The organism is Capnocytophaga sp. (assembly GCF_030532915.1).
In the GTDB taxonomy this organism is placed as follows: domain Bacteria; phylum Bacteroidota; class Bacteroidia; order Flavobacteriales; family Flavobacteriaceae; genus Capnocytophaga.
Window position 1 is genome coordinate 89,775 of record NZ_JAUNKD010000004.1, and the last position, 24,425, is coordinate 114,199.

Below are 24,425 nucleotides of genomic sequence, written 5' to 3' on the forward strand. Positions count from 1 at the left end.
ACATTGAAAATAAACTTTTTATGCTAAGTTCTAAAAAAGTCATAAAAAAAGCTATTCCATACGGAATAGCTTTTCAAAGTATAAAATCTACTGATATTATTCTGCTGTTTCAGTTTTTTGAGTTTCTGTTTGCGCAGGTGCATCTGTTGATTTTTTCTTACCACGACGTGTTGATTTTTTCTTAGCCGCAGCTTTCTCTACATTGTACGTAGTGTTGTAATCAACAAACTCAATAAGTGCCATTTCAGCATTGTCACCCAAACGATTCCCGAGTTTGATGATGCGGGTGTACCCTCCGGGTCTGTCGCCCACCTTCACTGAAACCTCTTTAAACAACTCTGTTACAGCATATTTATTTCTTAATCTGCTAAAAGCTACACGACGATTGTGAGTCGTATCTTCTTTTGATTTTGTCACCAAAGGTTCAACAAAGAGCTTCAAGGCTTTTGCTTTTGCCAAGGTGGTATTTATTCTTTTATGCTCAATGAGTGAACAAGCCATATTGGCAAGCATCGCCTTTCTGTGAGCTGTTTTTCTTCCTAAATGATTAATTTTATTTCCGTGTCTCATTTTTCCTTAATTAAATAACGCAAAAGCGATTGTTAATCTTTATCTAATTTATATTTTGACAAATCCATACCGAAAGTCAACCCCTTGTTGGCAACCAATTCGTCAAGTTCTGTAAGTGATTTTTTACCAAAATTTCTGAATTTCATCAAATCAGCTTTGTTGAACGAAACCAAATCACCCAATGTTTCTACTTCGGCTGCTTTCAAGCAATTAAGTGCGCGAACCGATAGATCCATATCCATCAATTTGGTTTTCAAAAGCTGACGCATATGCAATGACTCCTCGTCGTATACATCAGTTTGAGCAATTTCGTCAGACTCTAACGTGATACGCTCATCTGAGAACAACATAAAATGGTGAATCAATGTTTTGGCAGCTTCTGTCAAAGCCTGTTTTGGATGTATTGAGCCATCTGTTTTGATTTCAAAAACCAACTTTTCATAATCGGTTTTTTGCTCAACCCGATAATTCTCAACGGCGTATTTTACGTTTTTAATCGGCGTAAAGATAGCATCGGTGGCAATAACACCAATAGCTGCATTTGGATTTGCATTTTCTTCTGCCGAAACGTACCCACGCCCTTTTTCGATGGTTATTTCGAGGTTGAAGGTTACAGATGGTTCCATATTACAGATTACCAAATCTGTATTTAAGATTTGAAATCCTGAAAGATATTTTTGAAAATCACCGGCAGTCAACTGTTTTTTTCCTGAAACAGAAATCGTTGCTGTTTCATTCTCTATATCCTCTACTTGTTGTTTGAAACGCACTTGTTTCAAATTTAAGATGATTTCGGTAACGTCTTCCACGACGCCTGAAATGGTAGAAAACTCGTGCCCTACCTTATCAAACTTTACGGAAGTAATTGCGAAACCTTCCAACGAAGAGAGCATAACTCTACGTAATGCGTTACCTATTGTTAAACCGTATCCGGGTTCTAACGGACGAAATTCAAATCGCCCCTCAAAATCGGATGATTCAATCATTATAACTTTATCGGGTTTTTGAAAGTTGAATAATGCCATAATTTGACTGCTGTCTTATTTATTATTTAGAGTACAACTCTACGATTAACTGTTCTTTAATATTTTCAGGAATTTGAATACGCTGAGGCACAGCAACAAAAGTACCTTCCAACTTTTCAGTATTCCAAGTAATCCACTCGTAAACAGTGTTGTTAGCTGCCAATGAATTTTCAATAACGCTTAGTGATTTTGATTTTTCACGAACACCAACCACATCACCCGGTTTGAGTGTGTATGAAGGGATGTTTACGATATTGCCGTTAACCGTGATATGACGGTGTGAAACCAACTGGCGCGCCGCACTGCGTGAAGGAGCAATCCCCATACGATACACTACATTGTCTAAACGCGACTCACAAAGTTGTAACAACACCTCACCGGTAACGTGTTTACTTCGTTTTGCTTTTTCATACAAATTACGGAATTGTTTTTCTAAAATTCCGTATGTGTATTTTGCTTTTTGTTTTTCTTGCAACTGAATTGCATATTCTGAGCGTTTTGCTCTACGACGGGCAATACCGTGTTGCCCGGGTGGATAATTTTTCTTTTCAAAAGATTTATCATCACCGAAAATAGCCTCACCAAACTTACGGGCTATCTTTGTTTTTGGACCTGTATATCTTGCCATTATTAATTTTTTAAATGAAAGGGATTATGAATTAAGGCATTCCTTCGATAATCAAACACCTTTCGTTTTAGTTATTATTCAACGAATTAAACTCTACGTCTTTTAGGAGGACGACAACCGTTGTGAGGAAGCGGAGTAACATCAATGATTTCAGTTACTTCAATCCCTGCATTGTGAATGGTTCGGATAGCAGACTCACGTCCGTTTCCGGGACCTTTAACATATACTTTCACTTTTCGAAGTCCTGCATCAAAAGCTGCTTTTGAAGCATCTTCCGCGGCTACCTGTGCAGCATAAGGCGTGTTCTTTTTTGAACCTCTAAAATTCATTTTCCCTGCTGACGACCAAGCAATAACGTCTCCTTTTTTATTTGTAAGAGAGATGATAATGTTATTAAAGGTAGCCGAAACGTGTGCTTCGCCCACTGCTTCAACAACTACTTTTCTCTTTTTAGAAGCCTTTGCATTTGATTTTGCATGTGATTTTGCCATAGTAACTACTTATTATTTAGTTGCTTTTTTCTTGTTTGCAACAGTTTTTCTTCTACCTTTTCTTGTACGAGAATTGTTCTTGGTTTTTTGTCCACGTAACGGCAACCCGATTCTGTGACGGATTCCGCGATAGCAACCAATATCCATTAAACGCTTGATGTTCAACTGGATTTCAGAACGCAACTCGCCTTCAATCTTATAAGACGAAACTACCTCACGAATGCTGTTGATTTCGGCATCATCCCATTCGTTTACTTTTTTGTCTTCATTTACCTGAGCTTTTGCTAAAATTTCCTGAGCTCTACTTTTTCCGATACCAAAAATGTAGGTTAATCCAATAACACCACGTTTGTTTTTTGGTAAATCAATACCTGCAATTCTTGCCATAATTATCCTTGTCTTTGTTTAAATTTAGGATTTTTTTTGTTAATTACGTACAACACCCCTTTTCTACGCACAATAATGCACTCGGGGCTTCTTTTTTTAATTGATGCTCTAACTTTCATTTCTTTATTGTGATTTTATCAATAGAGTTTGCAAAACTACAAAATATTTTGAACTTATTATGTAATTTTTTAAATAAATACCAAGCACGGCTGTCCCATAAAAAATTTTGACTTTTACAATTTACACTAAAGACACTTATTTTCAATCTATTAGCGCATTAAAGAATCTTTGTCAAAGCTAAATCACTTTGACAAAGATTTTTATCAAAATTCAATACAAAAAACCGATAACACCCAAACACTTTCTTTTAGTAGCGATACGTAATCCGAGCTTTTGTTAGGTCATAAGGGCTCATTTCTAACTTTATTTTATCACCGGGAAGTAATTTGATGTAGTGCATACGCATTTTCCCTGAGATATGAGCAATTACCACGTGCCCGTTGTCTAACTCCACCCGAAACATCGCATTTGATAATGCTTCGATGATTGTACCGTCTTGTTCAATCGCTGCTTGTTTCGCCATATGATTAAGCCTTTCTGTTTTTACCCGTTTTCATCAAACTGTCGTAATGACGATTTAGTAAGTATGAATTCACCTGTTGCACCGTATCGATGGCAACCCCCACTAAAATCAGCAATGAGGTTCCGCCATAGAACAACGCCCAACTGTCTTGCATCCCGATTACCTTCAAAAATGCCGGAAAAACAGCTATCAAAGCCAAGAAAATTGATCCCGGAAAGGTGATAAGCGACATTATTTTATCCAAATAATCACCGGTTTCTTTACCCGGACGAATACCCGGGATAAATCCGCCACTTCGTTTTAAATCATCAGCCATTTTGTTGGTAGGCACAGTAATAGCCGTATAAAAATAGGTAAACAATATAATCATTGTCGCGAACAACAAGTTATACCAAAAACCAAATATATTGCTAAACGCCTGCTGAATGCTCAATGCCGTTTCTGACTTTGAAAGTCCTGCCAAGGCAGCCGGCACAAACATTAGCGCCTGTGCAAAAATGATTGGCATTACCCCCGAAGCATTCAACTTCAAGGGAATATACTGACGTGCACCAAAAACATTTTTCTCAACCGCCACACTACCATCAGCCGTTCTGCGGGCATACTGAACCGGTACTTGACGCGTTGCTTTGATTAGGTAAATACACAACAAAATAATTACAAACCAAATAATGATTTCGATAAGAATCATCATCAAACCTCCGTTTGATTGTGCCACACGGGCATCAAATTCAGCTGCAAAAGCCAACGGAAGACGAGCAATAATCCCCACCATAATAAGTAACGAAATACCGTTACCAATCCCTTTGTCTGTGATTTTTTCACCCAACCACATCGCAAAAATAGTTCCGGTTACCAAAATGAGTACTGCGGGAACAATAAACTCAGGACCTTTTCCTAAAACAAAAGCGCTATCAGGAACTCCCAACTGATTGATTCCGTAGAGATAAACGGGTGCTTGAACAATACATATTGCTATGGTAAGCCATCGAGTAATTTGATTTATCTTTCGTCGCCCGCTTTCACCTTCCTTTTGTAGTTTTTGCAGATACGGAATGGCTATTCCCATCAGCTGTACCACAATTGAAGCGGAAATGTACGGCATAATTCCCAACGCAAAAACGGAGGCATTGGCAAAAGCCCCTCCGGTAAATGCGTTTAAAATATCCAACAATCCGCCGCCTGACGTTCTTGATGCCAACTCGTGTAACTGAGCCGAATCAATACCCGGCAGAACGATATGCGCTCCGAAACGATACACTAACAAAATCCCGAGAGTTAAGATAATTCGGTTTCTTAACTCTTCTATTTTCCATATATTGGTTAGGTTCTCGATAAACTTCATAATAATTTAATGCATTACAAAGCTACAGCCTCGCCTCCCGCCGCTTCAACAGCCGCTTTGGCACTTGCCGTAAACTTATGAACAGATATTTTTAATTTTGCTTTTAACTCTCCTCCGCCCAAAATTTTAACCAAATCGGTTTTCTTAACTAAACGAAGTTGAACTAAGGTTTCTAAATCAACCGAATCGGTAATTTTACCGGTGTCGACCAAGTTTTGCAATTGCCCAAGGTTGATACCTACATACTCTTTACGGTTAAAGTTTTTGAAACCAAATTTTGGTACGCGTCTTTGCAAAGGCATTTGTCCTCCTTCAAAGCCAATCTTTTTAGAATAACCTGAACGAGATTTTGCCCCTTTGTGCCCGCGTGTAGCGGTTCCGCCTTTTCCGGAACCTTGCCCACGACCAACGCGCTTCCCTTCTCTATGAATTGAACCTTCTGCAGGTTGTAAATTACTCAAGTTCATAACTTTGTATAAAAATATTATTTAATTTCTTCAACAGAAACTAAGTGTTTTACTTTATTAATCATTCCTAAGATACTCGGCGTTGCTTGATGCTCAACCGTGCCTCCTATTCCTTTGAGTCCAAGAGCCTGCAAAGTCAATTTTTGGTCTTTTAGGCGCTTGATGCTACTTTTAATCTGAGTTACTTTTACTTTTGTCATTGCTTTTCGAATATTAACCTTTAAACAATTTTTCTAACGAAATTCCGCGTTGGGCAGCAATTGTTTTTGCTGAACGCAACTGCAACAATGCATCAAAAGTAGCTTTCACCACGTTGTGAGGGTTTGATGACCCTTGTGATTTTGAAAGTACGTTGTGAACACCCACAGCCTCCAAAACGGCACGCACCGCTCCACCTGCAATTACTCCGGTACCTTCGGTTGCCGGTTGTAAATACACGCGGGCACCTCCGAATTTTCCTTTTTGCTCGTGTGGCAAGGTAGTTCCGTTAAGCGGAATGCGAACTAAATTCTTTTTCGCATCTTCAACGGCTTTGGCAATGGCATCGGCAACCTCTTTTGATTTGCCTAGCCCGTGCCCTACAACACCGTTTTCATCACCTACTACAACGATAGCCGAAAACCCGAACGCACGTCCTCCTTTGGTTACTTTGGTAACACGTTGAACTCCTACCAAACGGTCTTTTAGTTCAAGTCCGCTTGGTTTTACATATTCTACATTTTTATATTTCTGATACATAGTTTTTTAGAATTTAAGTCCGCCTTCTCTTGCTCCGTCAGCCAATGATTTTACTCTACCGTGGTACAAATAGCCTCCTCGGTCAAAAGTTACTTTTTCAACACCCTGTTCCAAAGCCTTTTCTGCAATAGCTTTCCCAACCAATGCTGCTTTTTCTGATTTAGTCATTTTTGCAGTACTGATTTCTTTATCTCTTGAAGATGCAGCTACCAAAGTAGTTCCTTTTGTGTCATCTATGATTTGCGCATAGATTTCGTTGTTACTTCTGAACACCGCCAAACGAGGTTGCTCCGTAGTACCGTTCACTACTTTTCTGATTCTACTTTTAATACGTTGTCTTCTTTCTAATTTTGATAATGCCATTGTTCTAACTATTAAGCTGATTTACCTGCTTTTCTTCTCAACACTTCGCCCACAAACTTAACGCCTTTTCCTTTGTAAGGCTCTGGTTTACGGAAGCTACGGATTTTAGCCGCCACTTGCCCTACCAGCTGTTTGTCGTGTGAAGTTAATTTAATAATTGGGTTTTTACCTTTCTCATTAACGGTTTCAAGTTTTACCTCTTGCGGCAATTCCAAAACGATGTTGTGAGAAAAACCAAGTGCCAAATCTAATTTTTGCCCCTGATTTGAAGCGCGGTATCCAACCCCGACTAACTCTAATTCTTTAGTGAATCCTTCCGACACACCAACAACCATATTGTTAAGCAATGCGCGGTACAAACCGTGTTTTGCATTTTGGTCTTTGGTTTGAGCGGTAGGCTCTAACACTAATTGTCCATCTTCTTGCTTTACAGCAATGTCTTTAACCTCTTGGGTCAATTCGCCTAATTTTCCTTTAACGGTTACGACAGCGCCATTGATGGTTACTGTAACGCCCGCCGGAATTTTGATGGGTGCTTTACCTATTCTTGACATTTTTTTGTCTTTTATTTATTAGTAAACATAACAAATTACTTCACCGCCAATGTTAAGTTCTTTGGCTTTTTTACCTGTCATTACTCCTTTTGAAGTTGAAATGATGGCAATTCCCAATCCGTTTAACACGCGAGGAAGGTTATCAGCGCCGGCATACTTACGAAGCCCCGGTCTGCTTGCTCTTTCGATGTGCTTAATGACAGGCTCTTTGGTGATTTTGTCATATTTCAAAGCTATTTTGATAGTACCTTGAACGGCATTATCTTCAAATTTATAGCTCAAAATATATCCTTGGTCGAATAAAATTTTTGTAATTTCTTTTTTTAATCTCGATGCAGGAATTTCAACCACTCTATGCTTGGCATTATTCGCATTTCTAATTCTTGTTAAATAATCTGCTATAGGATCTGTGTACATATTCTTTGTCCTTTTAATTATTACCAACTTGCTTTTTTCACGCCCGGAATTAATCCTTTATTAGCCATTTCACGGAACAAAACACGTGAAATTCCAAATGTACGCATATATCCTTTGGGGCGACCCGTTAATTTACAACGATTGTGTAAACGAACCGGCGATGCGTTTTTCGGTAGTTTTTGAAGTGCCTCATAATCACCTGCTTCTTTTAAAGCCTTGCGTTTTGCGGCATATTTTGCTACCAATTTTTGTCTTTTCACCTCACGGGCTTTCATTGATTCTTTAGCCATATACTTAGTTCTTTTTAAAAGGTAATCCTAATTCGCTTAATAATGATTTGGCTTCTTTGTCGGTTTGAGCCGAAGTTACGAAAGTAATATCCATACCTGCAATTTTATTGATTTTGTCAATGTCAATTTCAGGGAAGATAATTTGCTCAGTAACCCCTAAGTTGTAGTTTCCTCGCCCGTCAAAACCTGTTGCCTTAATTCCTTGAAAATCTCTTACTCGCGGAAGAGCCGCAGTTATCAATCGGTCTAAGAATTCGTACATTCGCTCACCACGCAAGGTAACCATTGCCCCGATGGGCATTCCTTTACGGAGTTTAAACGAAGCAACGTCTTTTTTAGAATAAGTTGCTACTGCTTTTTGTCCCGTAATTTTGGTAAGCTCCTCAACGGCGTAATCGATTTGTTTTTTGTCAGCCACTGCTGAACCAACACCACGACTCACAACGATTTTCTCGAGCTTAGGCACTTGCATTACATTTTTATAGCCAAATTCTTCTTTCAGAGCCGCCACGATGCGCTCTCTGTATTCTTGTTTTAGTCTGGGTACGTATGCCATAACTATATTACTTCATTAGATTTTTTAGAAATTCGCACTTTTTTACCGTTTCGCTCCTCAAAACCAACGCGTGTAGGTTGTTTTGTTTTGGGGTCAATTAACGAAAGGTTTGAAATGTGAATAAAAGCCTCTTTTTTAACGATTCCTCCTTGCGGATTTTGAGCGCTTGGTTTGGTGTGCTTTGACACCAAATTCACTCCCTCAACAATCGCTTTATTCTTCTCGCGATCAACACGTAGTACTTTGCCTTCTGAACCTTTGTGCTCACCAGCCATTACACGTACTGTGTCTCCAGTTTTAATTTTTAGTTTCATCAATTCAGTTATTAAAAATTAAAGCACCTCAGGCGCTAATGACACAATCTTCATAAATTGTTTATCACGAAGTTCTCTTGCAACAGGACCAAAAACGCGTGTCCCTCTCATCTCACCCGCTGCATTCAAAAGAACGCAGGCGTTTTCGTCAAAACGAATGTAAGAGCCATCAGCACGGCGTACCTCTTTTTTGGTTCGCACCACTACTGCGGTTGAAACCTGCCCTTTTTTCACGCTTCCGTTAGGAGTTGCCTCCTTCACAGTTACTACAATTTTATCACCTACCGAAGCGTAACGACGTTTTGTTCCACCTAATACGCGGATAGTCAATACTTCTTTTGCTCCGGTGTTATCGGCTACTTTTAATCTTGATTCTTGTTGTACCATAATTACTTCGCTCTTTCAATGATTTCAACTAACCTCCAACATTTGGTTTTACTCAGCGGACGAGTTTCCATAATCCGTACGGTATCACCAATGTTGCAATCATTCTTCTCGTCGTGTGCTACGTATTTTTTAGTGCGCAACACGAACTTACCATACATAGGGTGCTTCACGCGTTTTACTTCTGAAACCACAATGGTTTTTTCCATTTTATTGCTGGTAACAACCCCTATTCTTTCTTTTCTTAAATTTCTTTTTTCCATAAGGCAGCTTCGAATTATTGTAATTCTCTTTTAGTTAGCTCACATGCCAATCTCGCAACGGTTCTTCTTACTTGTCGCAATTGAATCGGTTTTTCAAGCGGTTGAATGGCGTGTGCCATTTTCAAATCTGCATACGATTTTTTGTACTCACCAAGCTTTTCTTGCAGCTCAGCTATTGTCAAATTTTTAATTTCAGACTGTTTCATTGTTCTTTAATTAATCTTGATAATCTCTTGCTACAACGAATTTTGTTCTCACAGGAAGTTTTTGTGCTGCCAAACGCAACGCCTCACGGGCTACTTCAATCGGCACGCCTCCTACTTCGAACATAATTCTTCCTGGTTTAACTACGGCTGCCCAATATTCTACGGCACCTTTACCTTTACCCATACGTACTTCCAAAGGTTTTTTGGTAATCGGCTTGTCTGGGAAAATTTTAATCCACAACTGTCCTTCACGTTTCATATAACGAGTTGCCGCAACACGGGCAGACTCAATTTGGCGCGAAGTGATGAAAGCTGAATCTAACGATTTGATTCCAAACATACCGTTTGAAAGTAGCGCCCCACGATGTGAAACGCCTTTCATTCTACCTTTCTGTACTCTACGATATTTCGTTCTTTTTGGCTGTAACATTTCTTTTTTTCTTTAAAAATTACTTTTTACGACGTGCTCTTCTAGCTCCCGAAGGCTTGTCAGTCGTAGATTTCCCTGCTGATGAGCCTACTCCGGCAGATTTTTTACTCATTCCCACAAGCGGAGAAAGGTCTTTCTTTCCGTAGATTTCGCCTTTCATAATCCACACTTTGATTCCCATACGTCCGTATGTGGTGTGTGCCTCGTCAAGTGCGTAATCAATATCGGCTCTGAATGTTGACAACGGGATGCGTCCTTCTTTGTAACTTTCAGAACGCGCCATCTCTGCACCGTTTAAACGACCTGAAATCATCACTTTAATCCCTTCGGCGTTCATACGCATTGCAGCCGCAATTGCCATTTTAATGGCTCTACGATATGAAACACGCCCTTCGATTTGGCGAGCGATGCTTGCCGCAACCAAGTTGGCATCAAGTTCGGGTCTTTTAATTTCAAAGATGTTAATCTGAATGTCCTTACCGGTGATTTTTTTCAATTCTTCTTTGAGCTTGTCTACCTCCTGACCGCCTTTACCGATGATGATACCGGGGCGAGCGGTGGTGATAGTAACGGTTACAAGTTTCAAAGTTCTTTCAATAATCACACGTGAAACACTAGCCTTTGACAAACGGGTTTGTACATACTTTCTGATTTTGTCGTCTTCAGCAAGTTTATCTCCGTAGTCGTTACCTCCGTACCAGTTAGACTCCCATCCTCTGATAATTCCAAGGCGATTCCCAATTGGATTTGTCTTTTGTCCCATAGTTTATCTTAGCTTTCTGTGTTATAATTTTTAGCTCCCAATACGATTGTAACGTGGTTAGAGCGTTTTCTAATTCTGTGTGCTCTTCCTTGTGGTGCAGGGCGTAATCTTTTTAAGATAGTACCTCCGTCCACGCGGATTTCTTTAACAAATAATCCAGCTTCTTCCAAATCAGCATCTTCGTTTTTAGCTTGCCAGTTGGCGATTGCCGACAATAACAATTTCTCTAAACGAGCCGACGCTTCTTTTTGGTTGAATTTCAAAATAGCAAGGGCTTTATCTACTTGTTGCCCGCGAACCAAATCCGCTACCAAGCGCATTTTTCGGGGTGAAGTAGGGCAGTTATTCAACTTTGCAAAAGCCAAGCTCTTTTTAGCTTCTTTAATCTCTGTTGCTTTTTCTCTTTTACGAACTCCCATAGCCTTCTATTATTTTTTACCTTTATTTTTTGCACCAGCGTGCCCTCTGAACGAGCGTGTTGGTGAAAATTCTCCTAATTTGTGTCCCACCATATTCTCTGTGATATACACCGGAACAAACTGACGACCATTGTGAACTGCTATTGTTTGCCCAACAAAATCAGGGGTAATCATTGAGGCTCTTGACCAAGTTTTGATCACCGTTTTCTTTCCTGACTCAATATTTTGTTGGATTTTTTTCTCCAAACTATAGTGAACGTAAGGTCCTTTTTTTAATGAACGTGCCATTTCTTAGTCTCTTATTTTTTTCTACGTTCTACAATATACTTATTACTAGCCTTGGTTTTAGAACGAGTTCTGTAACCTTTGGCAGGGATACCTTTTCTTGATCGTGGGTGACCTCCGGTAGCTCTACCTTCACCACCACCCATTGGGTGATCAACAGGGTTCATCACAACAGGTCTGGTTCGTGGTCTTCTGCCCAACCAACGTGAACGGCCTGCTTTACCTGATACAATCAACTGATGGTCAGAGTTTGACACAGTTCCAATTGTTGCCATACAAGTAAGTAAAATCATACGTGTTTCACCCGAAGGCAATTTCACGGTTGCGTACTTTCCGTCTTTTGCCATAAGCTGTGCAAAAGTTCCGGCAGAGCGAGCGATGTTTGCCCCTTGCCCCGGTCGCAATTCGATACAAGAAATTACCGTTCCCAACGGAATTTGTGAAAGCGGCATTGCATTACCAATTTCAGGAGCTACATTACTTTCGCCTGAAACGATTGTTTGGTCAACTTTCAAACCTGCCGGAGCGATGATGTAACGCTTCTCTCCGTCAGTGTATTGCACCAAAGCAATAAACGCTGTTCTGTTGGGATCGTATTCGATTGAAACTACTTTGGCTTCAACACCAAACTTGTTTCGTTTGAAATCGATAACACGATACTTTCTTTTGTGACCACCACCAATGTAACGCATGGTCATTTTCCCTTGATTGTTTCTACCTCCGGACTTTTTCAACGGAACCAAAAGGCTTTTCTCCGGCTTATCAGTAGTAATGGTGTCAAAGTCGTTTACTACTCTAAAACGCTGCCCGGGGGTAATCGGTTTTAATTTTCTAACTGACATCTTTGTCTATTTGTTAAACTTATATATTGCTATAAAAATCAATAGTTTCGCCGCTTGCCACTTGCACCACTGCACGTTTTACGGCATTGGTTTTTCCTAATTGCAAACCTGTTTTTGTGTAGCGCGTTTTACGTTTAGGCGCGTAGTTCAACGTACGAACCTGTGCAACTTTAACGCCATAAGCAGCCTCAACAGCTTCTTTAATTTGAATTTTGTTAGCTTGCTTACAAACCTCAAACGTATAGCAACTTTTTAGCTCGCTATTTGCATTTGCTTTTTCCGTAATTACGGGTCTGATTAATACGCTCATTCTTTCTTATTTTGTTAAAATTGACTCTAAAACTTTCACCGAACTCTCTAAAAGAACTACATCCGAAGCATTTACTATTTGATAAGTATTTAATTCAGAAGCTGTTACAACATTAGAGCTTTTCAAATTTCGCGACGACAAATATACATTATTATTTGTTTCCGGCAATACAAAAAGTGATTTTTTATTTTCTAACCCCAAAGATTTCAAAATATTAGTAAAATCTTTTGTTTTTGGAGCATCGAAATTCAAATCTTCAAGAACCAAAACGGATTGGCTTTTTGCCTTGGCGCTCAACGCTGAACGACGAGCCAAGCGCTTCACGTTTTTGGTCAGTTTTTGTGTATAGTCTTTCGGACGAGGTCCAAAAATACGACCACCACCCACAAATACAGGTGATTTCACACTACCTGCACGAGCCGTACCGGTTCCTTTTTGTTTTTTAATCTTACGAGTACTACCCGCTACTTCATTTCTCTCTTTTGCCTTGTGAGTTCCTTGACGTTTGTTAGCCAAATAGCGTTTCACATCTAAGTAAATCACGTGATTATTAGGCTCAATTGCGAACACAGCATCAGAAAGAGTTACTTTTCTGCCTGTTTCTTTTCCTTGAATATTTAATACTGCTACTTCCATTATTTGTGAATAGTTACGTAAGCATTTTTGTGTCCCGGAATACACCCTTTAACCACTAAAAGATTTTTCTCGGCAACCACCTTCAACACTTTCAAGTTTTGTACTGTTACTTTTTCTGCTCCCATTCTGCCAGCCATTCGCATTCCTTTGAATACACGTGACGGATAAGACGACGCACCTATTGACCCCGGCGCTCTTAAACGGTTGTGCTGACCGTGTGTTGATTGTCCAACTCCACCAAATCCGTGGCGTTTAACAACCCCTTGGAATCCCTTACCTTTTGAAATTCCTGTTACGTCAACAAACTCGCCTTCTGTAAAAAGCTCAACGGTGATTAAATCACCTAATTTGTGGGCTGTTTCAAATCCTTGAAATTCGATAACTTTTTTCTTAACAGAAGTACCTGCTTTTTTAAAGTGCCCTAACTCAGCTTTGTTAGCGCGGTGTTCTGCTTTGTCATCGAAACCAAGTTGAAGAGCCTCATACCCGTCAACCTCTGCGGTTCTGACTTGGGTAACTACGCAAGGACCTGCCTCAATGATGGTGCACGGAACGTTCTTTCCGTTTTCATCAAAAATACTGGTCATCCCTACTTTTTTTCCAATTAACCCAGACATAAATTAAATTTAATTATTAATATTAGTTTATATAGGTTCAGGGTCAAAAAATGCCTTGGCTTTTTAACCCTGAATCATTTTTTTCCGTTTTTCCCTAAACTCGCAGTTTCGGGACAATGTTAGTTTCTGAAAATCAGCTTGCTAAACAGTTGCGTTATCACACTTTGATTTCAACTTCAACTCCGCTTGGCAATTCGAGCTTCATCAAAGCATCGATAGTCTTTGACGATGAGCTATAAATATCTAACAAGCGTTTGTGAGAACTCAACTGAAACTGCTCGCGCGATTTCTTGTTTACGTGCGGAGAGCGCAACACAGTAAAGATTTTTTTATGAGTCGGTAACGGAATTGGTCCGGTCACTACGGCTCCTGTTGATTTTACTGTTTTTACAATCTTTTCAGCCGACTTATCAACCAAATTATGGTCATAAGATTTTAATTTTATTCTGATTTTTTGACTGCTCATTTCCTTAAAAATTAGTTGCCTCTGGCGTTTTTAATTACTTCTTCTGCAATGTTTGAAGGTGTTTCCGCGTAGTGTGAAAACTCCATCGTTGAAGTGGCACGACCTGATGAAAGGGTACGCAATGCTGTTACGTAACCAAACATTTCCGATAGCGGAACGTGTGCTTTGATAACTTTTGCTCCGTTTCTGTCGTCCATATTGTTTACTTGACCACGACGACGGTTCAAGTCTCCAACGATATCACCCATATTTTCTTCCGGAGTGATAACCTCCAACTTCATAATAGGCTCCATAAGTACCGCTTTGGCAGCACGAGCAGCCTCTTTGTATCCTAACTTGGCAGCAAGCTCGAACGATAATGAATCTGAATCCACCGCGTGGAATGAACCATCGACCAAAGTGATTTTCATTGCGTCCATTTCAAATCCTGCCAACGGACCTGACTTCATTGCTTCTTTAAAGCCTTTTTCAACTGACGGGATATATTCTTTCGGAATGTTACCACCTTTGATTTCGTTGATGAATTCCAAACCAACTTTTCCTTCTTCGGCAGGCTCCATACGGAAAACAATATCAGCAAACTTACCACGTCCACCTGATTGTTTTTTGTAGACCTCACGGTGATTAGCAACTGCGGTAAGTGCTTCTTTGTATTCCACCTGTGGCTGACCTTGGTTTACTTCCACCTTAAACTCACGTTTCAAACGATCAACGATGATGTCTAAGTGAAGCTCACCCATTCCGGAAATGATAGTTTGCCCTGAGGCTTGGTCTGTTTTCACTTGGAACGTTGGATCTTCTTCTGCTAATTTCGCCAGAGCCATACCCATTTTATCTACGTCAGCTTTTGTCTTAGGCTCAACCGCAATACCGATTACCGGATCAGGGAACACCATCGATTCAAGCACGATTGGATGTTTTTCATCACAAAGCGTATCACCGGTTTTGATATCTTTAAAACCTACTGCCGCTCCGATATCTCCTGCCTCAATATATTCAATCGGATTTTGTTTGTTGGCGTGCATTTGGTAGATACGCGAAATACGCTCTTTGTTTCCTGAACGTGCGTTCAATACATATGAACCTGCATCTAAATGCCCTGAATAAGCACGGAAGAATGCCAAACGACCTACATAAGGGTCTGTTGCGATTTTAAACGCCAAAGCAGCAAAAGGCTCAGATACAGCTGGCTTTCTTGCTATCTCTGCACCTGTATTTGGGTCTGTTCCTTCGATAGCCTCTTTATCCAAAGGTGAAGGCAAGTAGCGGCAAACCGCATCTAACATAAACTGAACCCCTTTGTTTTTGAATGACGAACCACAAACCATCGGAATGATTGCCATATCCATCACGGCAGCACGCAAAGCGGTGTGAATTTCTTCTTCCGTGATAGAATTTTCATCTTCCATAAATTTCTCTAAAAGACCTTCATCATAAGCCGCAACCTCTTCAATAAGTTGCGCACGATATTGATGAACTTCATCTTTCATTTCTTCCGGAATTTCAACGATGTCGAAAGTAGCTCCTTGTGTTTCTTCGTGCCATACGATTGCACGGTTTTTTACCAAATCAACTACTCCTTTGAAATCAACCTCATCACCGATAGGCAATACAATCGGCACAGCATTTGATTTCAACATATCTTTCACTTGGTTACAAACATTCAAGAAGTTTGCACCTTGTCTGTCCATTTTATTAACGAAACCGATACGTGGCACTTTGTAGTTATCTGCCAAACGCCAGTTGGTTTCCGATTGAGGTTCAACCCCATCAACAGCACTGAACAAGAACACCAATCCGTCCAATACACGCAACGAACGGTTCACCTCAACGGTAAAGTCCACGTGACCAGGGGTATCGATAATGTTAAAGTGATATTCTTTTGCATCGGCGGTAGGTTTCCCGTTTTCAGTTGGAAAATTCCAAACGCAAGTAGTTGCAGCTGACTGAATTGTAATACCACGCTCAGCTTCTTGCTCCATCCAGTCCATTGTAGAAGCTCCGTCGTGAACCTCTCCCAATTTGTGCGTTTTTCCGGTATAGAATAGAATACGCTCAGTGGTGGTTGTTTTTCCTGCATCAATATGTGCAGCAATACCAATATTTCTTGTATATTTTAAATCTCTACTCATCTATTTATTAGGTATTAAAATCTAAAATGTGAGAAGGCTTTGTTTGCCTCTGCCATTTTGTGCGTATCCATTCTTTTCTTAACCGCAGCACCTTCTTCTTTGGCTGCTGACAAAATTTCTCCTGCCAATTTTTGCGACATCGATTTCTCGTTACGTTTACGAGCGTAACCGATTAACCATTTCATTGCCATTGACACTTTTCGGTCAGGACGAATTTGCATCGGGATTTGGAAGGTAGCTCCACCCACACGGCGCGAACGCACCTCAACGTGAGGCATTACATTGGTCAAAGCATCTTTCCATACCTCTAACGCTGATTTTTCGTCGTTATTTTTCTTTTGCTCTACGATATCAAGTGCATCGTAAAATACTTTAAAAGCCACTGACTTTTTACCATCCCACATCAAGTTGTTCACAAAACGCGTTACCAACTGATCGTTAAACTTCGGATCTGGTAAAAGAGGTCTTTTTTTAGCCTGTCTTTTTCTCATTTCTTCTTGTTAAAAGATTTTTTAAATTATTTTTTTCCTTTTGCTGGTGCTGCTTGCCCTGGTTTTGGACGTTTTGCACCGTATTTAGAACGACGCTGCGTTCTTCCTGCAACTCCGGCAGTGTCAAGCGCTCCACGAACAATGTGATAACGCACACCCGGTAAATCTTTTACCCTTCCGCCTCGTACCAATACTATCGAGTGCTCTTGGAGGTTGTGACCCTCACCAGGGATGTACGCATTCACCTCATTGCCGTTTGTCAAACGAACACGCGCCACTTTACGCATTGCCGAGTTCGGTTTTTTTGGCGTTGTTGTATAAACACGCGTACACACTCCTCTGCGTTGAGGACACGAATCCAAAGCAACCGATTTACTCTTCTTGGTAATTCTGGTTCTTCCTTTTCGTACTAATTGTGAAATTGTTGGCATAATTTAATTTTACAATATTATGTTTGTTATATATTTACAATTTTGATATGATTTTGAGGTTTTTAGTAACACCCCATCTTCATTGCTTCTATTATTTGCGGGTGCAAAAGTAGTTTTAAATTTTTAAACAACCAAGAAATCAATAATTTAATTAAAAAATATTTTGCAACATTGTCAAAACTTAAAATTCTTTTTTTAATACATAAACAATTAAATACCTAAAAATCAATAATATAAAATATTTTATTCAAAAAAAAGTGACTTTTATTTTGTTACAAATATCACAAAAAAGTTTTTAAAAAGTTTACTCCTATTTGTTATACCTATCCCGCATCACGAAAAGAGCAAAGCCCAACGTGGTAAAAAATGAAAACATTGCGTACACCAACGCCGGTTTTGCCATTTCAACACTTTGGATAAGTCCCGCCACGTAAATCGCCAAGACCGTATTTTGCAAGCCAACCTCAATCCCGATGGTGGTAGATTGCACATTGGAAACTCCGAAAAATCTTCTGGAAATCAAATAACTAAAAATCATTGCAACCAAATGCATTACTAGCACATATGGAAAAATACGCACCATTTCATCAACAACGATACCCGTCCCGCCCGATTCTTTATCGGCAAGAAATTTCACTACAAAAACCAAGCCCAGCAAAATCGTATTGATGACTTTTAGCGGAAATTTTATTTTCAACGCAAAATTCGGAAGATAGCGATTAAACACCAGACCCAAAAAAGCGGGAAAAATCACTATCTTACTGACTTCCAGAAACGTATCTGTCATTGAAAGTGAAAATTCTGACGTGGTTCCCATAAAAAGCGAAATCGCCATATTGGTAAAAACGGGAATGGTAAACAAAATCAGCAAACTATTAACCGCCGTAAGTGCCACAGCCAGAGCCGTATCGGCATTCACCAAATACGACACAAAATTGGAGGTCGTTCCGCCGGGGCAAATCGCCACGATGAGCATTCCCACCTTCAATTCCGGAGATAGGTCTGAAAAATAAGCAATTACAAACGCCAATATCGGTAAAAAAACCATTTGGGCAACCAAACCAACGGTAAGTGCTTTTGATTTCCTGAAAATATTTTCAAAATCGGCAAAACGCAACGAACTGCCTATGGCAAAAGTTATCAGCATCAAAACAGCTGATAATAAGTGATTTATCCAATCCATTAATTTTCTTTTAAAATATATAAGGAACGAAACGCCGAAGTTACGCGTTTTTTTTGAAATTCAATGATTTTTTGCGTATTTTTATTTTTCTGTCTGAAATAAAAAACTATTAATCAATAACTTAAATCATTAAAAAAATCAACCATTCGCATTAAACTCCTAATTATTAATTTTTTCGGCACATTTTTCATATTTTTGTCGCTCGAAAACGTTTATCCGCTTGACAAACACAAATTATGGAATTCAGAACCGTTGTTCCGACAAACGAAATCACACCCAAAATAGGCTATCATTCCAAGATAGTGAGCCTTGGGTCGTGCTTTGCCGTGAACATCGCCCAAAAACTGCATTATCATAAATTTCAAGTAGTTAGCAATCCGTTTGGAATTTTGTTCCACCCGTTGGCGATTGAAAAAATCATTACAAAATCAATGCAAAACGCAATTTTTTCCGAAGAAGATTTTTTCCAACACAACGATTTATGGCATTGTTTCGACTTTCATTCCGAACTTTCGCAACTTCACCTTATTAATATGGTGAAAATCGCCAACCAACAAAGCAAGCAACTACAAACGGGGCTGCAAGAAGCTGATTTTGTATTTATTACTTTAGGAACCGCGTGGATTTACGAGCATCATCAACACGGAATCGTTGCCAATTGCCACAAACTTCCGCAAACGGAATTTTCAAAAAGATTACTCACAATCAACGAAATAGAAAATAGTTTGCAAAACAGCATTTGGCAGATTAAAAATAGTAATCCTTCGGCAAAAATCGTTTTTACCATTTCTCCCGTTCGGCATCTGAAAGACGGGTTCACTCAAAATCAAATCAGTAAAGCGCATCTTATCAGCGGATTACATTCTTTTCTAACAAAAAACACCGACGTTGCATACTTTCCGGCTTACGAAATTATGACAGACGAACTGCGCGATTACCGCTTCTATGCCGACGATATGCTCCACCCCTCGCAAGTGGCGATTGACTATATTTGGGAACGATTTATCAACACTCTAATCGACCCGAATTGTTTGGCAGATATGAAATCCGTCGATTCCATTCAAAAAGGATTGAAACACAAACCCTTTAATCCTGAAAGCGAGCAATTTTTAGCTTTTCGTAAGAATTTAGAAACCAAAATTGAAGCCCTTAAACACAAATTTAAAACCTACAACAATCCGTTAGAGTTTTAAGCTCATAATCAAATAAATAAAAGTAGCCATTTATGGAAAAAGAATATCAAATTTTTGGCATTCGCGCCGTGATTGAAGCCATTTCGGCAGGAAAAACCATCGATAAAGTATTCGTTCAGAAGGGATTAAAAAGTCCGCTTTTTCAAGAATTACAAACCTTACTGCAAAAAGAACAAATCGGCGTTTCACAAGTGCCTGCGGAGAAGCTCAATCGGCTTACCAAAAAAAATCATCAGGGCGTTGTGGCGTTGCTCGCTCCTGTTGAGTATCACGATTTTGAAAATCTGGTGATGACAAGCATTGAAAGCGGCAAAACACCGCTGTTTTTGATATTAGACCATCTTTCGGACGTTCGCAATTTCGGCGCCATTATCCGTTCTGCCGAATGCACGGGCGTTTCGGGCATCATCATTCCGAAGAAAGGCAGCGTTTCCGTTACTGCAGACACGGTAAAAACCTCGGCGGGAGCTGTTTTTAACGTTCCCATTTGCAAAGTGGACAACCTGCGCGATGCCGTGTACTACTTGCAAGGCAGTGGCGTTAAAGTACTGGCTGCCACCGAAAAAACTGATTCCCTGCTGTACCAAGTTCCAATGACCCAACCGCTGGCAATCATAATGGGTGCCGAAGATACGGGCATCTCCCCCGCCCTGCTGAAACTCGCCGATGCCAAAGCCAAATTGCCTATGGTGGGCGAAATCGGTTCACTGAACGTTTCCGTCGCCTGTGGCGTATTTTTATATGAAGTAATGCGGCAGCGATTGTAATTCCGCATTGCCGAAAAATACCAAAATCGATACATTACAATAATTTTCAACTGCGATGAATTGTGTGATTGAACCCTATCTGCAAAACGTAAAAACCCAAAATCCGGCGCTGACCGACGATAACCTTGCTTTTTTCGCACAAGGATTATCCGTTTCGGTGCTTTCACCCCGTGAATTTTACATCAAAGCCGGTGAAGCGCAAACGCAAATGGGCTACGTCACGCACGGATTGCTCCGCACGTTCTACACCAACGAACAAGGCGATGACATCACCGTGAGTTTTATGCAAGAGCAGATGGTTGCCGCCTACTACACATCGCTTGAAAGCCCTCAACCCAGCCGCTACAACATACAGGCACTTGAAAAAACCACCATCATCAACCATTCCTACGAACATTTGCAAGCCTGTATGCACCAAATTCCGGCGTTTGAGCGCTACGGAAGACTCGTCATTGAGGAAGTTCTGCAACGTATTTACCGCCGAATGGAAGGCTTTTTGTTTGACGATGCCGAAGTGCGTTACCGAAACTTCCTGAAAGAGAACCCGACACTAATCCATCGGGTTTCGGTTTCACATCTTTGCTCCTATCTGGGTATCAGCCGGCAGGCACTTACCCGTATTCGTAAGAAAATCATACAACCTTCTGCCTAAAAATGACGCATTTGTGTCAGTGAGGCAACTCTTTTTGTCGTATCTTTGCCCCCGTTTTTCAGTCTTTAAACTTATTGATAATGAAATGTACAAAACGCATCGCAAGTTTGTTACTTGCACTTTCGGCAACTGCGGTAACGGCGCAAATCTCGGTATCCCCGTCAATGGATACTGCCATCCGCGCTGCAAAACAGAAAAGCCAGACACTCAAACAAAAGGATATCGAAGCCGAGAAGATAACTCTGGAGCGCCAAAACGCCCTGCAACGCTACATTCCGCGTATTGAGGCTTCCGGAAGTTATATGTATTTGAACAGTCAAGAAACTTTTGACTTCGAAACAGTGCAAACGCCGCTGCTCGGAATCCCTTTATTTGACGGAAACCGAACCAGCTCTTTCAAAGGCAACCTATTAATGGCCGGCGTAACTGCCAAAACCGTGCTGTTCAGCGGACTTCAAATTCCGTATGGAGCAAAAGCCTTGGAGCAAAAGCACATCGGCACCCAACAACTTGCCAAAAGCACCGCTGACGCCCTAACGCAAGAAGTCATAACTGCCTTCGACCAGCTTAAAGTGCTTGACGCCGTACAAAAACTTATCGACGAGAGCCAAAAACGCCTACAAACCGAAGCCAAAAGAGTGCAGAAAGGCATCGAGCAAGGTCTTGCCATTCCGCTAGATATGGATAAAATCAAGCTCGCCCAGCTTGAACTGGAATCAAAACAGGTGGAACTCAACGGAAACAAGCGTCTCATACACCAAAAAATACAATACCTCACCGGTTTAGACCAACTTCAAATTTCACAAGTTACCAACTCGTTTGAACCCTTCGTACTTTTAGATGCCGGAAATAACCTGACTGCCGACGAGAAACCCGAAGTCAAAGCACTGGAATCATTCGCCAAGGCACAAGAATACGTTCTCAAAAAAGAAAAGTACGCATTTTTGCCGCAAGTTATGGCGCTCGGAGGCGTGCGATACACATCGCTTTACAATGCCGACCTTAATTTGGGCGCGTTACCCCTGTCGGGCAGGAATTTTACCCTTGGCATAAACGAAATTACCTTTGCGCCGACTTGGTTTGTGGGTCTCGGCGCCAAATGGGAGCTGTTTAGCGGGCTAAACCGCACAAACAAAATCAAACAAGCCCGACTTGACATCGCTGCTACCCAAAGCAAACTTACCGATGCCCGAGACAAGCTGATGTTGTTACTTCAAAAAAACATAGAACACTATAACGTTGCCAACGACAAGCTTTCCATCAATGCGCAAAAGGTCAAAATCGCTCACAACAACCTTTCCCTTGCCATAAAACAATATGAAGAGGGGCTAATCGACATTTCCGAGCGATTGCAAGCCGAAAGCGACTACCAAAAAGCCATTATCGAGCAAGCCCAAGGTATTCAACAGCAGCGTGAAGCCGCAATGGAAGTTATAAAAGTTAGCGGAAACATCGATAACTACCATATCCAACAATAAAAGAATACCGGAATGCACGCATTCCAACAGCTTTAAACATCAAACTTTGACAAAGTTTCAAAACTTTGTCAAAGTTAAAAACAAAAAGTTATAAGAATGCAGCCGCTCTGACAACTTTCCAACTAAAAACTTTGTCAAAGTTTGCAACTTTGACAAAGTTAAAAAAACAAAAGATACAAGAATGCACGCATTCCGATTATTCTAAAAATAAAAAGCTACAAGAATGCACGCATTCCAACAACTTTAAACATCAAACTTTGACAAAGTTTTGAAACTTTGTCAAAGTTAAAAAACCAAAAGCTACAAGAACGTACGCATTCCGGTTATTCCAAAAATCAAAAGTAATAAGAATGCACGCATTCCGATTATTACAAAAACAAAAAGCAACAAGAATACATACATTCTTATTATTCCAAAAATAAAAAATTATAAGAATGCACGCATTCTGGTTATTCCAAAAACAAAAAGCTACAAGAGTTTAAACACTCCAATAACTTTTTACTCAAAAATTTGTCAAAGTTGTAAACTTTGACAAAGTTACAAAACAAAAAAATAAGCTATATCATCAAAAACACCTATTAAAAACATCAAGAATAATGAAAGCAAAAAAAATCATCAAACTTACGGTTATCATCATTTTATTGATTGTTGCCATTTTGGCTACTGGTCATTTATTAAAACCCGAGCCTCAGTACTGGCAAGGACAAGCCGAAGCCAAACAAATCAGTGTTGCACCCAAAATACCCGGTCGGGTTGATAAAATATTGGTAAACGAGGGGCAATCTATCAATAAAGGGGAATTGTTACTTACCATCGAGACCCCTGAAATCAACGCCAAACTTACCCAAGCCAGTGCCGCTCAGAGCGCCGCCGAAGCCCAGCTTGCAAAAGCTAACGCCGGCGCAAGAAGTCAGCAGATTCAGGCTGCAAAAAGTATGTGGGAGCAGGCAAAATTGGCTGCCGAATTTGCCGAAACATCATTCTTGCGTGTTGAAAGTATGTTCAAAGAACAATTAATTTCCGCACAAAAGCGCGACGAGGTATATACAAAATACAAAGCTGCCATCGAGCAGGCTAACGCAGCCAAAGCGCAGTACGACCTTGCTTTATCGGGCGCACAATTGGAAGACAAACAAGCCGCAAAAGCAATGGTGGAGCGTGCCAAAGGCGCCGTAGAAGAAGTAACAGCCTACAAGAGCGAAGCCAACCTATATGCACCCGCAAAAGGTGAGATAATGAAGATAATCCCCAATGAAGGCGAATTGATAAATACCGGATATCCCATCATCACCATTGCCGACCTTTCCAACATATGGGTAGTGCTCAATATCCGTGAGGATTTTATGCACCGATTCCAAAAGAATGCCACCTTTCAGGCTATTATTCCAGCGCTGAACAACAAGCAAGTAACCTTGCAGGTTAAACATATTTCCGTAATGGCTGATTTCGCCACGTGGACGGCTACCAAAGCACAAGGAGACTTCGATCGTAAGACCTTTGAACTAAAAGCCTATCCTACGGAACCCGTTGAAGGCCTGCATCCCGGCATGTCCGTACTCGTGAAACAATAAGCATTTAGGATTTCTGATAGTTTTTGACTCCGCAACTTTGTCAAAGTTTGCAACTTTGACAAAGTTAAAAAAACAAAAGCTACAAGAATGCACGCACTCCGATAACTTTTAACCAAAAACTTTGACAAAGTTTTGAAACTTTGTCAAAGTTAAAAAACCAAAAGTTACAAGAATGCAC

The 24,425-nt window shown here is 40.4% G+C and carries 38 protein-coding genes; 5 read left to right on the top strand and 33 right to left on the bottom strand.

Going from position 1 to position 24,425, the window contains the following annotated elements:
- Positions 1-96: 96 nt before the first annotated feature.
- From rplQ to Q4D72_RS02280, 33 genes are all read right to left on the bottom strand, one after another.
- Positions 97-570 (bottom strand): 50S ribosomal protein L17, encoded by a 474-nt coding sequence (rplQ, locus tag Q4D72_RS02120; RefSeq protein WP_303075770.1) that lies wholly within the window; start codon positions 568-570, stop codon positions 97-99.
- A 32-nt stretch (positions 571-602) separates the two neighbouring features.
- Positions 603-1,595 (bottom strand): DNA-directed RNA polymerase subunit alpha, encoded by a 993-nt coding sequence (locus Q4D72_RS02125; RefSeq protein ID WP_303075771.1) that lies wholly within the window; start codon positions 1,593-1,595, stop codon positions 603-605.
- A 22-nt stretch (positions 1,596-1,617) separates the two neighbouring features.
- Positions 1,618-2,223, bottom strand: coding sequence for a 30S ribosomal protein S4 (rpsD, locus tag Q4D72_RS02130; protein WP_303075772.1), 606 nt, complete (start codon positions 2,221-2,223; stop codon positions 1,618-1,620).
- 86 nt (positions 2,224-2,309) lie between these two features.
- Positions 2,310-2,714 carry a 30S ribosomal protein S11 gene (gene rpsK, locus Q4D72_RS02135; RefSeq protein WP_303075773.1) on the bottom strand — a complete coding sequence of 135 codons (405 nt, stop codon included), beginning with the start codon at positions 2,712-2,714 and terminating at the stop codon, positions 2,310-2,312.
- Positions 2,715-2,726: 12 nt separating this feature from the next.
- A complete protein-coding gene (gene rpsM, locus Q4D72_RS02140; protein WP_303075774.1) occupies positions 2,727-3,101 on the bottom strand; it encodes a 30S ribosomal protein S13 in 375 nt (124 codons plus the stop codon).
- A gap of 2 nt (positions 3,102-3,103) precedes the next feature.
- Positions 3,104-3,220, bottom strand: a complete 117-nt coding sequence (gene ykgO / locus Q4D72_RS02145) for a type B 50S ribosomal protein L36 (RefSeq protein ID WP_040353965.1) — start codon at positions 3,218-3,220, stop codon at positions 3,104-3,106.
- A gap of 248 nt (positions 3,221-3,468) precedes the next feature.
- Positions 3,469-3,684: a translation initiation factor IF-1 gene (gene infA, locus Q4D72_RS02150; protein WP_303075775.1), complete on the bottom strand. Its 216-nt coding sequence runs from the start codon at positions 3,682-3,684 to the stop codon at positions 3,469-3,471.
- A gap of 4 nt (positions 3,685-3,688) precedes the next feature.
- Positions 3,689-5,032 carry a preprotein translocase subunit SecY gene (secY, locus tag Q4D72_RS02155; protein ID WP_303075803.1) on the bottom strand — a complete coding sequence of 448 codons (1,344 nt, stop codon included), beginning with the start codon at positions 5,030-5,032 and terminating at the stop codon, positions 3,689-3,691.
- 11 nt (positions 5,033-5,043) lie between these two features.
- Positions 5,044-5,496: a 50S ribosomal protein L15 gene (rplO, locus tag Q4D72_RS02160; RefSeq protein WP_303075776.1), complete on the bottom strand. Its 453-nt coding sequence runs from the start codon at positions 5,494-5,496 to the stop codon at positions 5,044-5,046.
- Positions 5,497-5,513: 17 nt separating this feature from the next.
- The gene (gene rpmD / locus Q4D72_RS02165) at positions 5,514-5,696 is read right to left on the bottom strand and encodes a 50S ribosomal protein L30 (RefSeq protein WP_303075777.1); all 183 of its coding nucleotides are present in this window, start codon (positions 5,694-5,696) and stop codon (positions 5,514-5,516) included.
- Between the two features lie 13 nt (positions 5,697-5,709).
- Positions 5,710-6,234 carry a 30S ribosomal protein S5 gene (gene rpsE, locus Q4D72_RS02170; RefSeq protein WP_303075778.1) on the bottom strand — a complete coding sequence of 175 codons (525 nt, stop codon included), beginning with the start codon at positions 6,232-6,234 and terminating at the stop codon, positions 5,710-5,712.
- A 6-nt stretch (positions 6,235-6,240) separates the two neighbouring features.
- Positions 6,241-6,597: a 50S ribosomal protein L18 gene (gene rplR / locus Q4D72_RS02175; protein ID WP_303075779.1), complete on the bottom strand. Its 357-nt coding sequence runs from the start codon at positions 6,595-6,597 to the stop codon at positions 6,241-6,243.
- A gap of 11 nt (positions 6,598-6,608) precedes the next feature.
- Positions 6,609-7,151, bottom strand: a complete 543-nt coding sequence (gene rplF, locus Q4D72_RS02180; RefSeq protein ID WP_303075780.1) for a 50S ribosomal protein L6 — start codon at positions 7,149-7,151, stop codon at positions 6,609-6,611.
- A gap of 18 nt (positions 7,152-7,169) precedes the next feature.
- Positions 7,170-7,568: a 30S ribosomal protein S8 gene (rpsH, locus tag Q4D72_RS02185; RefSeq protein WP_303075781.1), complete on the bottom strand. Its 399-nt coding sequence runs from the start codon at positions 7,566-7,568 to the stop codon at positions 7,170-7,172.
- 20 nt (positions 7,569-7,588) lie between these two features.
- Positions 7,589-7,858 (bottom strand): 30S ribosomal protein S14, encoded by a 270-nt coding sequence (gene rpsN, locus Q4D72_RS02190; RefSeq protein WP_013996569.1) that lies wholly within the window; start codon positions 7,856-7,858, stop codon positions 7,589-7,591.
- A gap of 4 nt (positions 7,859-7,862) precedes the next feature.
- Entirely contained in the window at positions 7,863-8,414 is a 552-nt protein-coding gene (rplE, locus tag Q4D72_RS02195; protein ID WP_303075782.1) for a 50S ribosomal protein L5, read from the bottom strand.
- A 2-nt stretch (positions 8,415-8,416) separates the two neighbouring features.
- Positions 8,417-8,728, bottom strand: a complete 312-nt coding sequence (gene rplX, locus Q4D72_RS02200; protein ID WP_303075783.1) for a 50S ribosomal protein L24 — start codon at positions 8,726-8,728, stop codon at positions 8,417-8,419.
- 18 nt (positions 8,729-8,746) lie between these two features.
- Positions 8,747-9,115 (bottom strand): 50S ribosomal protein L14, encoded by a 369-nt coding sequence (gene rplN, locus Q4D72_RS02205; protein ID WP_066431429.1) that lies wholly within the window; start codon positions 9,113-9,115, stop codon positions 8,747-8,749.
- 2 nt (positions 9,116-9,117) lie between these two features.
- Complete coding sequence (gene rpsQ, locus Q4D72_RS02210; protein WP_303075784.1) at positions 9,118-9,375, bottom strand: 30S ribosomal protein S17; 258 nt, start codon at positions 9,373-9,375, stop codon at positions 9,118-9,120.
- Positions 9,376-9,389: 14 nt separating this feature from the next.
- Entirely contained in the window at positions 9,390-9,581 is a 192-nt protein-coding gene (gene rpmC / locus Q4D72_RS02215; protein WP_018279596.1) for a 50S ribosomal protein L29, read from the bottom strand.
- A gap of 10 nt (positions 9,582-9,591) precedes the next feature.
- Positions 9,592-10,011: a 50S ribosomal protein L16 gene (gene rplP / locus Q4D72_RS02220; protein WP_303075785.1), complete on the bottom strand. Its 420-nt coding sequence runs from the start codon at positions 10,009-10,011 to the stop codon at positions 9,592-9,594.
- 19 nt (positions 10,012-10,030) lie between these two features.
- Positions 10,031-10,774 carry a 30S ribosomal protein S3 gene (rpsC, locus tag Q4D72_RS02225; RefSeq protein ID WP_303075786.1) on the bottom strand — a complete coding sequence of 248 codons (744 nt, stop codon included), beginning with the start codon at positions 10,772-10,774 and terminating at the stop codon, positions 10,031-10,033.
- 8 nt (positions 10,775-10,782) lie between these two features.
- Positions 10,783-11,193: a 50S ribosomal protein L22 gene (rplV, locus tag Q4D72_RS02230; protein ID WP_303075787.1), complete on the bottom strand. Its 411-nt coding sequence runs from the start codon at positions 11,191-11,193 to the stop codon at positions 10,783-10,785.
- Between the two features lie 9 nt (positions 11,194-11,202).
- Positions 11,203-11,481 (bottom strand): 30S ribosomal protein S19, encoded by a 279-nt coding sequence (gene rpsS / locus Q4D72_RS02235; protein WP_066431444.1) that lies wholly within the window; start codon positions 11,479-11,481, stop codon positions 11,203-11,205.
- Between the two features lie 11 nt (positions 11,482-11,492).
- The gene (gene rplB, locus Q4D72_RS02240; protein WP_303075788.1) at positions 11,493-12,320 is read right to left on the bottom strand and encodes a 50S ribosomal protein L2; all 828 of its coding nucleotides are present in this window, start codon (positions 12,318-12,320) and stop codon (positions 11,493-11,495) included.
- A 19-nt stretch (positions 12,321-12,339) separates the two neighbouring features.
- Positions 12,340-12,630 (bottom strand): 50S ribosomal protein L23, encoded by a 291-nt coding sequence (rplW, locus tag Q4D72_RS02245; protein ID WP_303075789.1) that lies wholly within the window; start codon positions 12,628-12,630, stop codon positions 12,340-12,342.
- A gap of 6 nt (positions 12,631-12,636) precedes the next feature.
- Positions 12,637-13,266: a 50S ribosomal protein L4 gene (gene rplD / locus Q4D72_RS02250; RefSeq protein WP_303075790.1), complete on the bottom strand. Its 630-nt coding sequence runs from the start codon at positions 13,264-13,266 to the stop codon at positions 12,637-12,639.
- Positions 13,266-13,883 carry a 50S ribosomal protein L3 gene (gene rplC / locus Q4D72_RS02255; RefSeq protein ID WP_303075791.1) on the bottom strand — a complete coding sequence of 206 codons (618 nt, stop codon included), beginning with the start codon at positions 13,881-13,883 and terminating at the stop codon, positions 13,266-13,268. Before rplC ends, rplD begins: the two co-directional genes overlap by 1 nt.
- A gap of 157 nt (positions 13,884-14,040) precedes the next feature.
- A complete protein-coding gene (gene rpsJ / locus Q4D72_RS02260) occupies positions 14,041-14,349 on the bottom strand; it encodes a 30S ribosomal protein S10 (protein WP_303075792.1) in 309 nt (102 codons plus the stop codon).
- 11 nt (positions 14,350-14,360) lie between these two features.
- Positions 14,361-16,481, bottom strand: a complete 2,121-nt coding sequence (fusA, locus tag Q4D72_RS02265) for an elongation factor G (protein ID WP_303075793.1) — start codon at positions 16,479-16,481, stop codon at positions 14,361-14,363.
- A gap of 14 nt (positions 16,482-16,495) precedes the next feature.
- Positions 16,496-16,972: a 30S ribosomal protein S7 gene (rpsG, locus tag Q4D72_RS02270; RefSeq protein ID WP_303075794.1), complete on the bottom strand. Its 477-nt coding sequence runs from the start codon at positions 16,970-16,972 to the stop codon at positions 16,496-16,498.
- A gap of 26 nt (positions 16,973-16,998) precedes the next feature.
- Complete coding sequence (rpsL, locus tag Q4D72_RS02275) at positions 16,999-17,403, bottom strand: 30S ribosomal protein S12 (RefSeq protein WP_303075795.1); 405 nt, start codon at positions 17,401-17,403, stop codon at positions 16,999-17,001.
- A gap of 310 nt (positions 17,404-17,713) precedes the next feature.
- Positions 17,714-18,607 (bottom strand): bile acid:sodium symporter family protein, encoded by an 894-nt coding sequence (locus Q4D72_RS02280; RefSeq protein ID WP_368502024.1) that lies wholly within the window; start codon positions 18,605-18,607, stop codon positions 17,714-17,716.
- Positions 18,608-18,822: 215 nt separating this feature from the next.
- On the opposite strand from Q4D72_RS02280, the gene Q4D72_RS02285 reads away from it, so the two are divergent.
- From Q4D72_RS02285 to Q4D72_RS02305, 5 genes are all read left to right on the top strand, one after another.
- Positions 18,823-19,779, top strand: coding sequence for a GSCFA domain-containing protein (locus Q4D72_RS02285; RefSeq protein ID WP_303075797.1), 957 nt, complete (start codon positions 18,823-18,825; stop codon positions 19,777-19,779).
- A 32-nt stretch (positions 19,780-19,811) separates the two neighbouring features.
- The gene (gene rlmB / locus Q4D72_RS02290) at positions 19,812-20,546 is read left to right on the top strand and encodes a 23S rRNA (guanosine(2251)-2'-O)-methyltransferase RlmB (protein ID WP_303075798.1); all 735 of its coding nucleotides are present in this window, start codon (positions 19,812-19,814) and stop codon (positions 20,544-20,546) included.
- Positions 20,547-20,601: 55 nt separating this feature from the next.
- On the top strand, positions 20,602-21,198 hold the full coding sequence (locus Q4D72_RS02295; RefSeq protein ID WP_303075799.1) for a Crp/Fnr family transcriptional regulator: 597 nt from the start codon (positions 20,602-20,604) through the stop codon (positions 21,196-21,198).
- Between the two features lie 80 nt (positions 21,199-21,278).
- The gene (locus Q4D72_RS02300) at positions 21,279-22,676 is read left to right on the top strand and encodes a TolC family protein (protein ID WP_303075800.1); all 1,398 of its coding nucleotides are present in this window, start codon (positions 21,279-21,281) and stop codon (positions 22,674-22,676) included.
- A 596-nt stretch (positions 22,677-23,272) separates the two neighbouring features.
- A complete protein-coding gene (locus Q4D72_RS02305; protein ID WP_303075801.1) occupies positions 23,273-24,247 on the top strand; it encodes an HlyD family secretion protein in 975 nt (324 codons plus the stop codon).
- Positions 24,248-24,425 lie beyond the last annotated feature (178 nt).

Excerpts from the sequence above, each read along its gene's own strand:
- rplQ (WP_303075770.1), bottom strand. The coding sequence starts at position 570 with ATGAGACACGGAAATAAAATTAATCATTTAGGAAGAAAAACAGCTCAC.
- Q4D72_RS02125 (WP_303075771.1), bottom strand. The coding sequence starts at position 1,595 with ATGGCATTATTCAACTTTCAAAAACCCGATAAAGTTATAATGATTGAA.
- rpsD (WP_303075772.1), bottom strand. The coding sequence starts at position 2,223 with ATGGCAAGATATACAGGTCCAAAAACAAAGATAGCCCGTAAGTTTGGT.
- rpsK (WP_303075773.1), bottom strand. The coding sequence starts at position 2,714 with ATGGCAAAATCACATGCAAAATCAAATGCAAAGGCTTCTAAAAAGAGA.
- rpsM (WP_303075774.1), bottom strand. The coding sequence starts at position 3,101 with ATGGCAAGAATTGCAGGTATTGATTTACCAAAAAACAAACGTGGTGTT.
- ykgO (WP_040353965.1), bottom strand. The coding sequence starts at position 3,220 with ATGAAAGTTAGAGCATCAATTAAAAAAAGAAGCCCCGAGTGCATTATT.
- infA (WP_303075775.1), bottom strand. The coding sequence starts at position 3,684 with ATGGCGAAACAAGCAGCGATTGAACAAGACGGTACAATCATCGAAGCA.
- rplO (WP_303075776.1), bottom strand. The coding sequence starts at position 5,496 with ATGAACTTGAGTAATTTACAACCTGCAGAAGGTTCAATTCATAGAGAA.
- rpmD (WP_303075777.1), bottom strand. The coding sequence starts at position 5,696 with ATGACAAAAGTAAAAGTAACTCAGATTAAAAGTAGCATCAAGCGCCTA.
- rpsE (WP_303075778.1), bottom strand. The coding sequence starts at position 6,234 with ATGTATCAGAAATATAAAAATGTAGAATATGTAAAACCAAGCGGACTT.
- rplR (WP_303075779.1), bottom strand. The coding sequence starts at position 6,597 with ATGGCATTATCAAAATTAGAAAGAAGACAACGTATTAAAAGTAGAATC.
- rplF (WP_303075780.1), bottom strand. The coding sequence starts at position 7,151 with ATGTCAAGAATAGGTAAAGCACCCATCAAAATTCCGGCGGGCGTTACA.
- rpsH (WP_303075781.1), bottom strand. The coding sequence starts at position 7,568 with ATGTACACAGATCCTATAGCAGATTATTTAACAAGAATTAGAAATGCG.
- rpsN (WP_013996569.1), bottom strand. The coding sequence starts at position 7,858 with ATGGCTAAAGAATCAATGAAAGCCCGTGAGGTGAAAAGACAAAAATTG.
- rplE (WP_303075782.1), bottom strand. The coding sequence starts at position 8,414 with ATGGCATACGTACCCAGACTAAAACAAGAATACAGAGAGCGCATCGTG.
- rplX (WP_303075783.1), bottom strand. The coding sequence starts at position 8,728 with ATGAAACTAAAAATTAAAACTGGAGACACAGTACGTGTAATGGCTGGT.
- rplN (WP_066431429.1), bottom strand. The coding sequence starts at position 9,115 with ATGGTACAACAAGAATCAAGATTAAAAGTAGCCGATAACACCGGAGCA.
- rpsQ (WP_303075784.1), bottom strand. The coding sequence starts at position 9,375 with ATGGAAAAAAGAAATTTAAGAAAAGAAAGAATAGGGGTTGTTACCAGC.
- rpmC (WP_018279596.1), bottom strand. The coding sequence starts at position 9,581 with ATGAAACAGTCTGAAATTAAAAATTTGACAATAGCTGAGCTGCAAGAA.
- rplP (WP_303075785.1), bottom strand. The coding sequence starts at position 10,011 with ATGTTACAGCCAAAAAGAACGAAATATCGTAGAGTACAGAAAGGTAGA.
- rpsC (WP_303075786.1), bottom strand. The coding sequence starts at position 10,774 with ATGGGACAAAAGACAAATCCAATTGGGAATCGCCTTGGAATTATCAGA.
- rplV (WP_303075787.1), bottom strand. The coding sequence starts at position 11,193 with ATGGGAGTTCGTAAAAGAGAAAAAGCAACAGAGATTAAAGAAGCTAAA.
- rpsS (WP_066431444.1), bottom strand. The coding sequence starts at position 11,481 with ATGGCACGTTCATTAAAAAAAGGACCTTACGTTCACTATAGTTTGGAG.
- rplB (WP_303075788.1), bottom strand. The coding sequence starts at position 12,320 with ATGTCAGTTAGAAAATTAAAACCGATTACCCCCGGGCAGCGTTTTAGA.
- rplW (WP_303075789.1), bottom strand. The coding sequence starts at position 12,630 with ATGAGCGTATTAATCAGACCCGTAATTACGGAAAAAGCAAATGCAAAT.
- rplD (WP_303075790.1), bottom strand. The coding sequence starts at position 13,266 with ATGGAAGTAGCAGTATTAAATATTCAAGGAAAAGAAACAGGCAGAAAA.
- rplC (WP_303075791.1), bottom strand. The coding sequence starts at position 13,883 with ATGTCTGGGTTAATTGGAAAAAAAGTAGGGATGACCAGTATTTTTGAT.
- rpsJ (WP_303075792.1), bottom strand. The coding sequence starts at position 14,349 with ATGAGCAGTCAAAAAATCAGAATAAAATTAAAATCTTATGACCATAAT.
- fusA (WP_303075793.1), bottom strand. The coding sequence starts at position 16,481 with ATGAGTAGAGATTTAAAATATACAAGAAATATTGGTATTGCTGCACAT.
- rpsG (WP_303075794.1), bottom strand. The coding sequence starts at position 16,972 with ATGAGAAAAAGACAGGCTAAAAAAAGACCTCTTTTACCAGATCCGAAG.
- rpsL (WP_303075795.1), bottom strand. The coding sequence starts at position 17,403 with ATGCCAACAATTTCACAATTAGTACGAAAAGGAAGAACCAGAATTACC.
- Q4D72_RS02285 (WP_303075797.1), top strand. The coding sequence starts at position 18,823 with ATGGAATTCAGAACCGTTGTTCCGACAAACGAAATCACACCCAAAATA.
- rlmB (WP_303075798.1), top strand. The coding sequence starts at position 19,812 with ATGGAAAAAGAATATCAAATTTTTGGCATTCGCGCCGTGATTGAAGCC.
- Q4D72_RS02295 (WP_303075799.1), top strand. The coding sequence starts at position 20,602 with ATGAATTGTGTGATTGAACCCTATCTGCAAAACGTAAAAACCCAAAAT.
- Q4D72_RS02300 (WP_303075800.1), top strand. The coding sequence starts at position 21,279 with ATGAAATGTACAAAACGCATCGCAAGTTTGTTACTTGCACTTTCGGCA.
- Q4D72_RS02305 (WP_303075801.1), top strand. The coding sequence starts at position 23,273 with ATGAAAGCAAAAAAAATCATCAAACTTACGGTTATCATCATTTTATTG.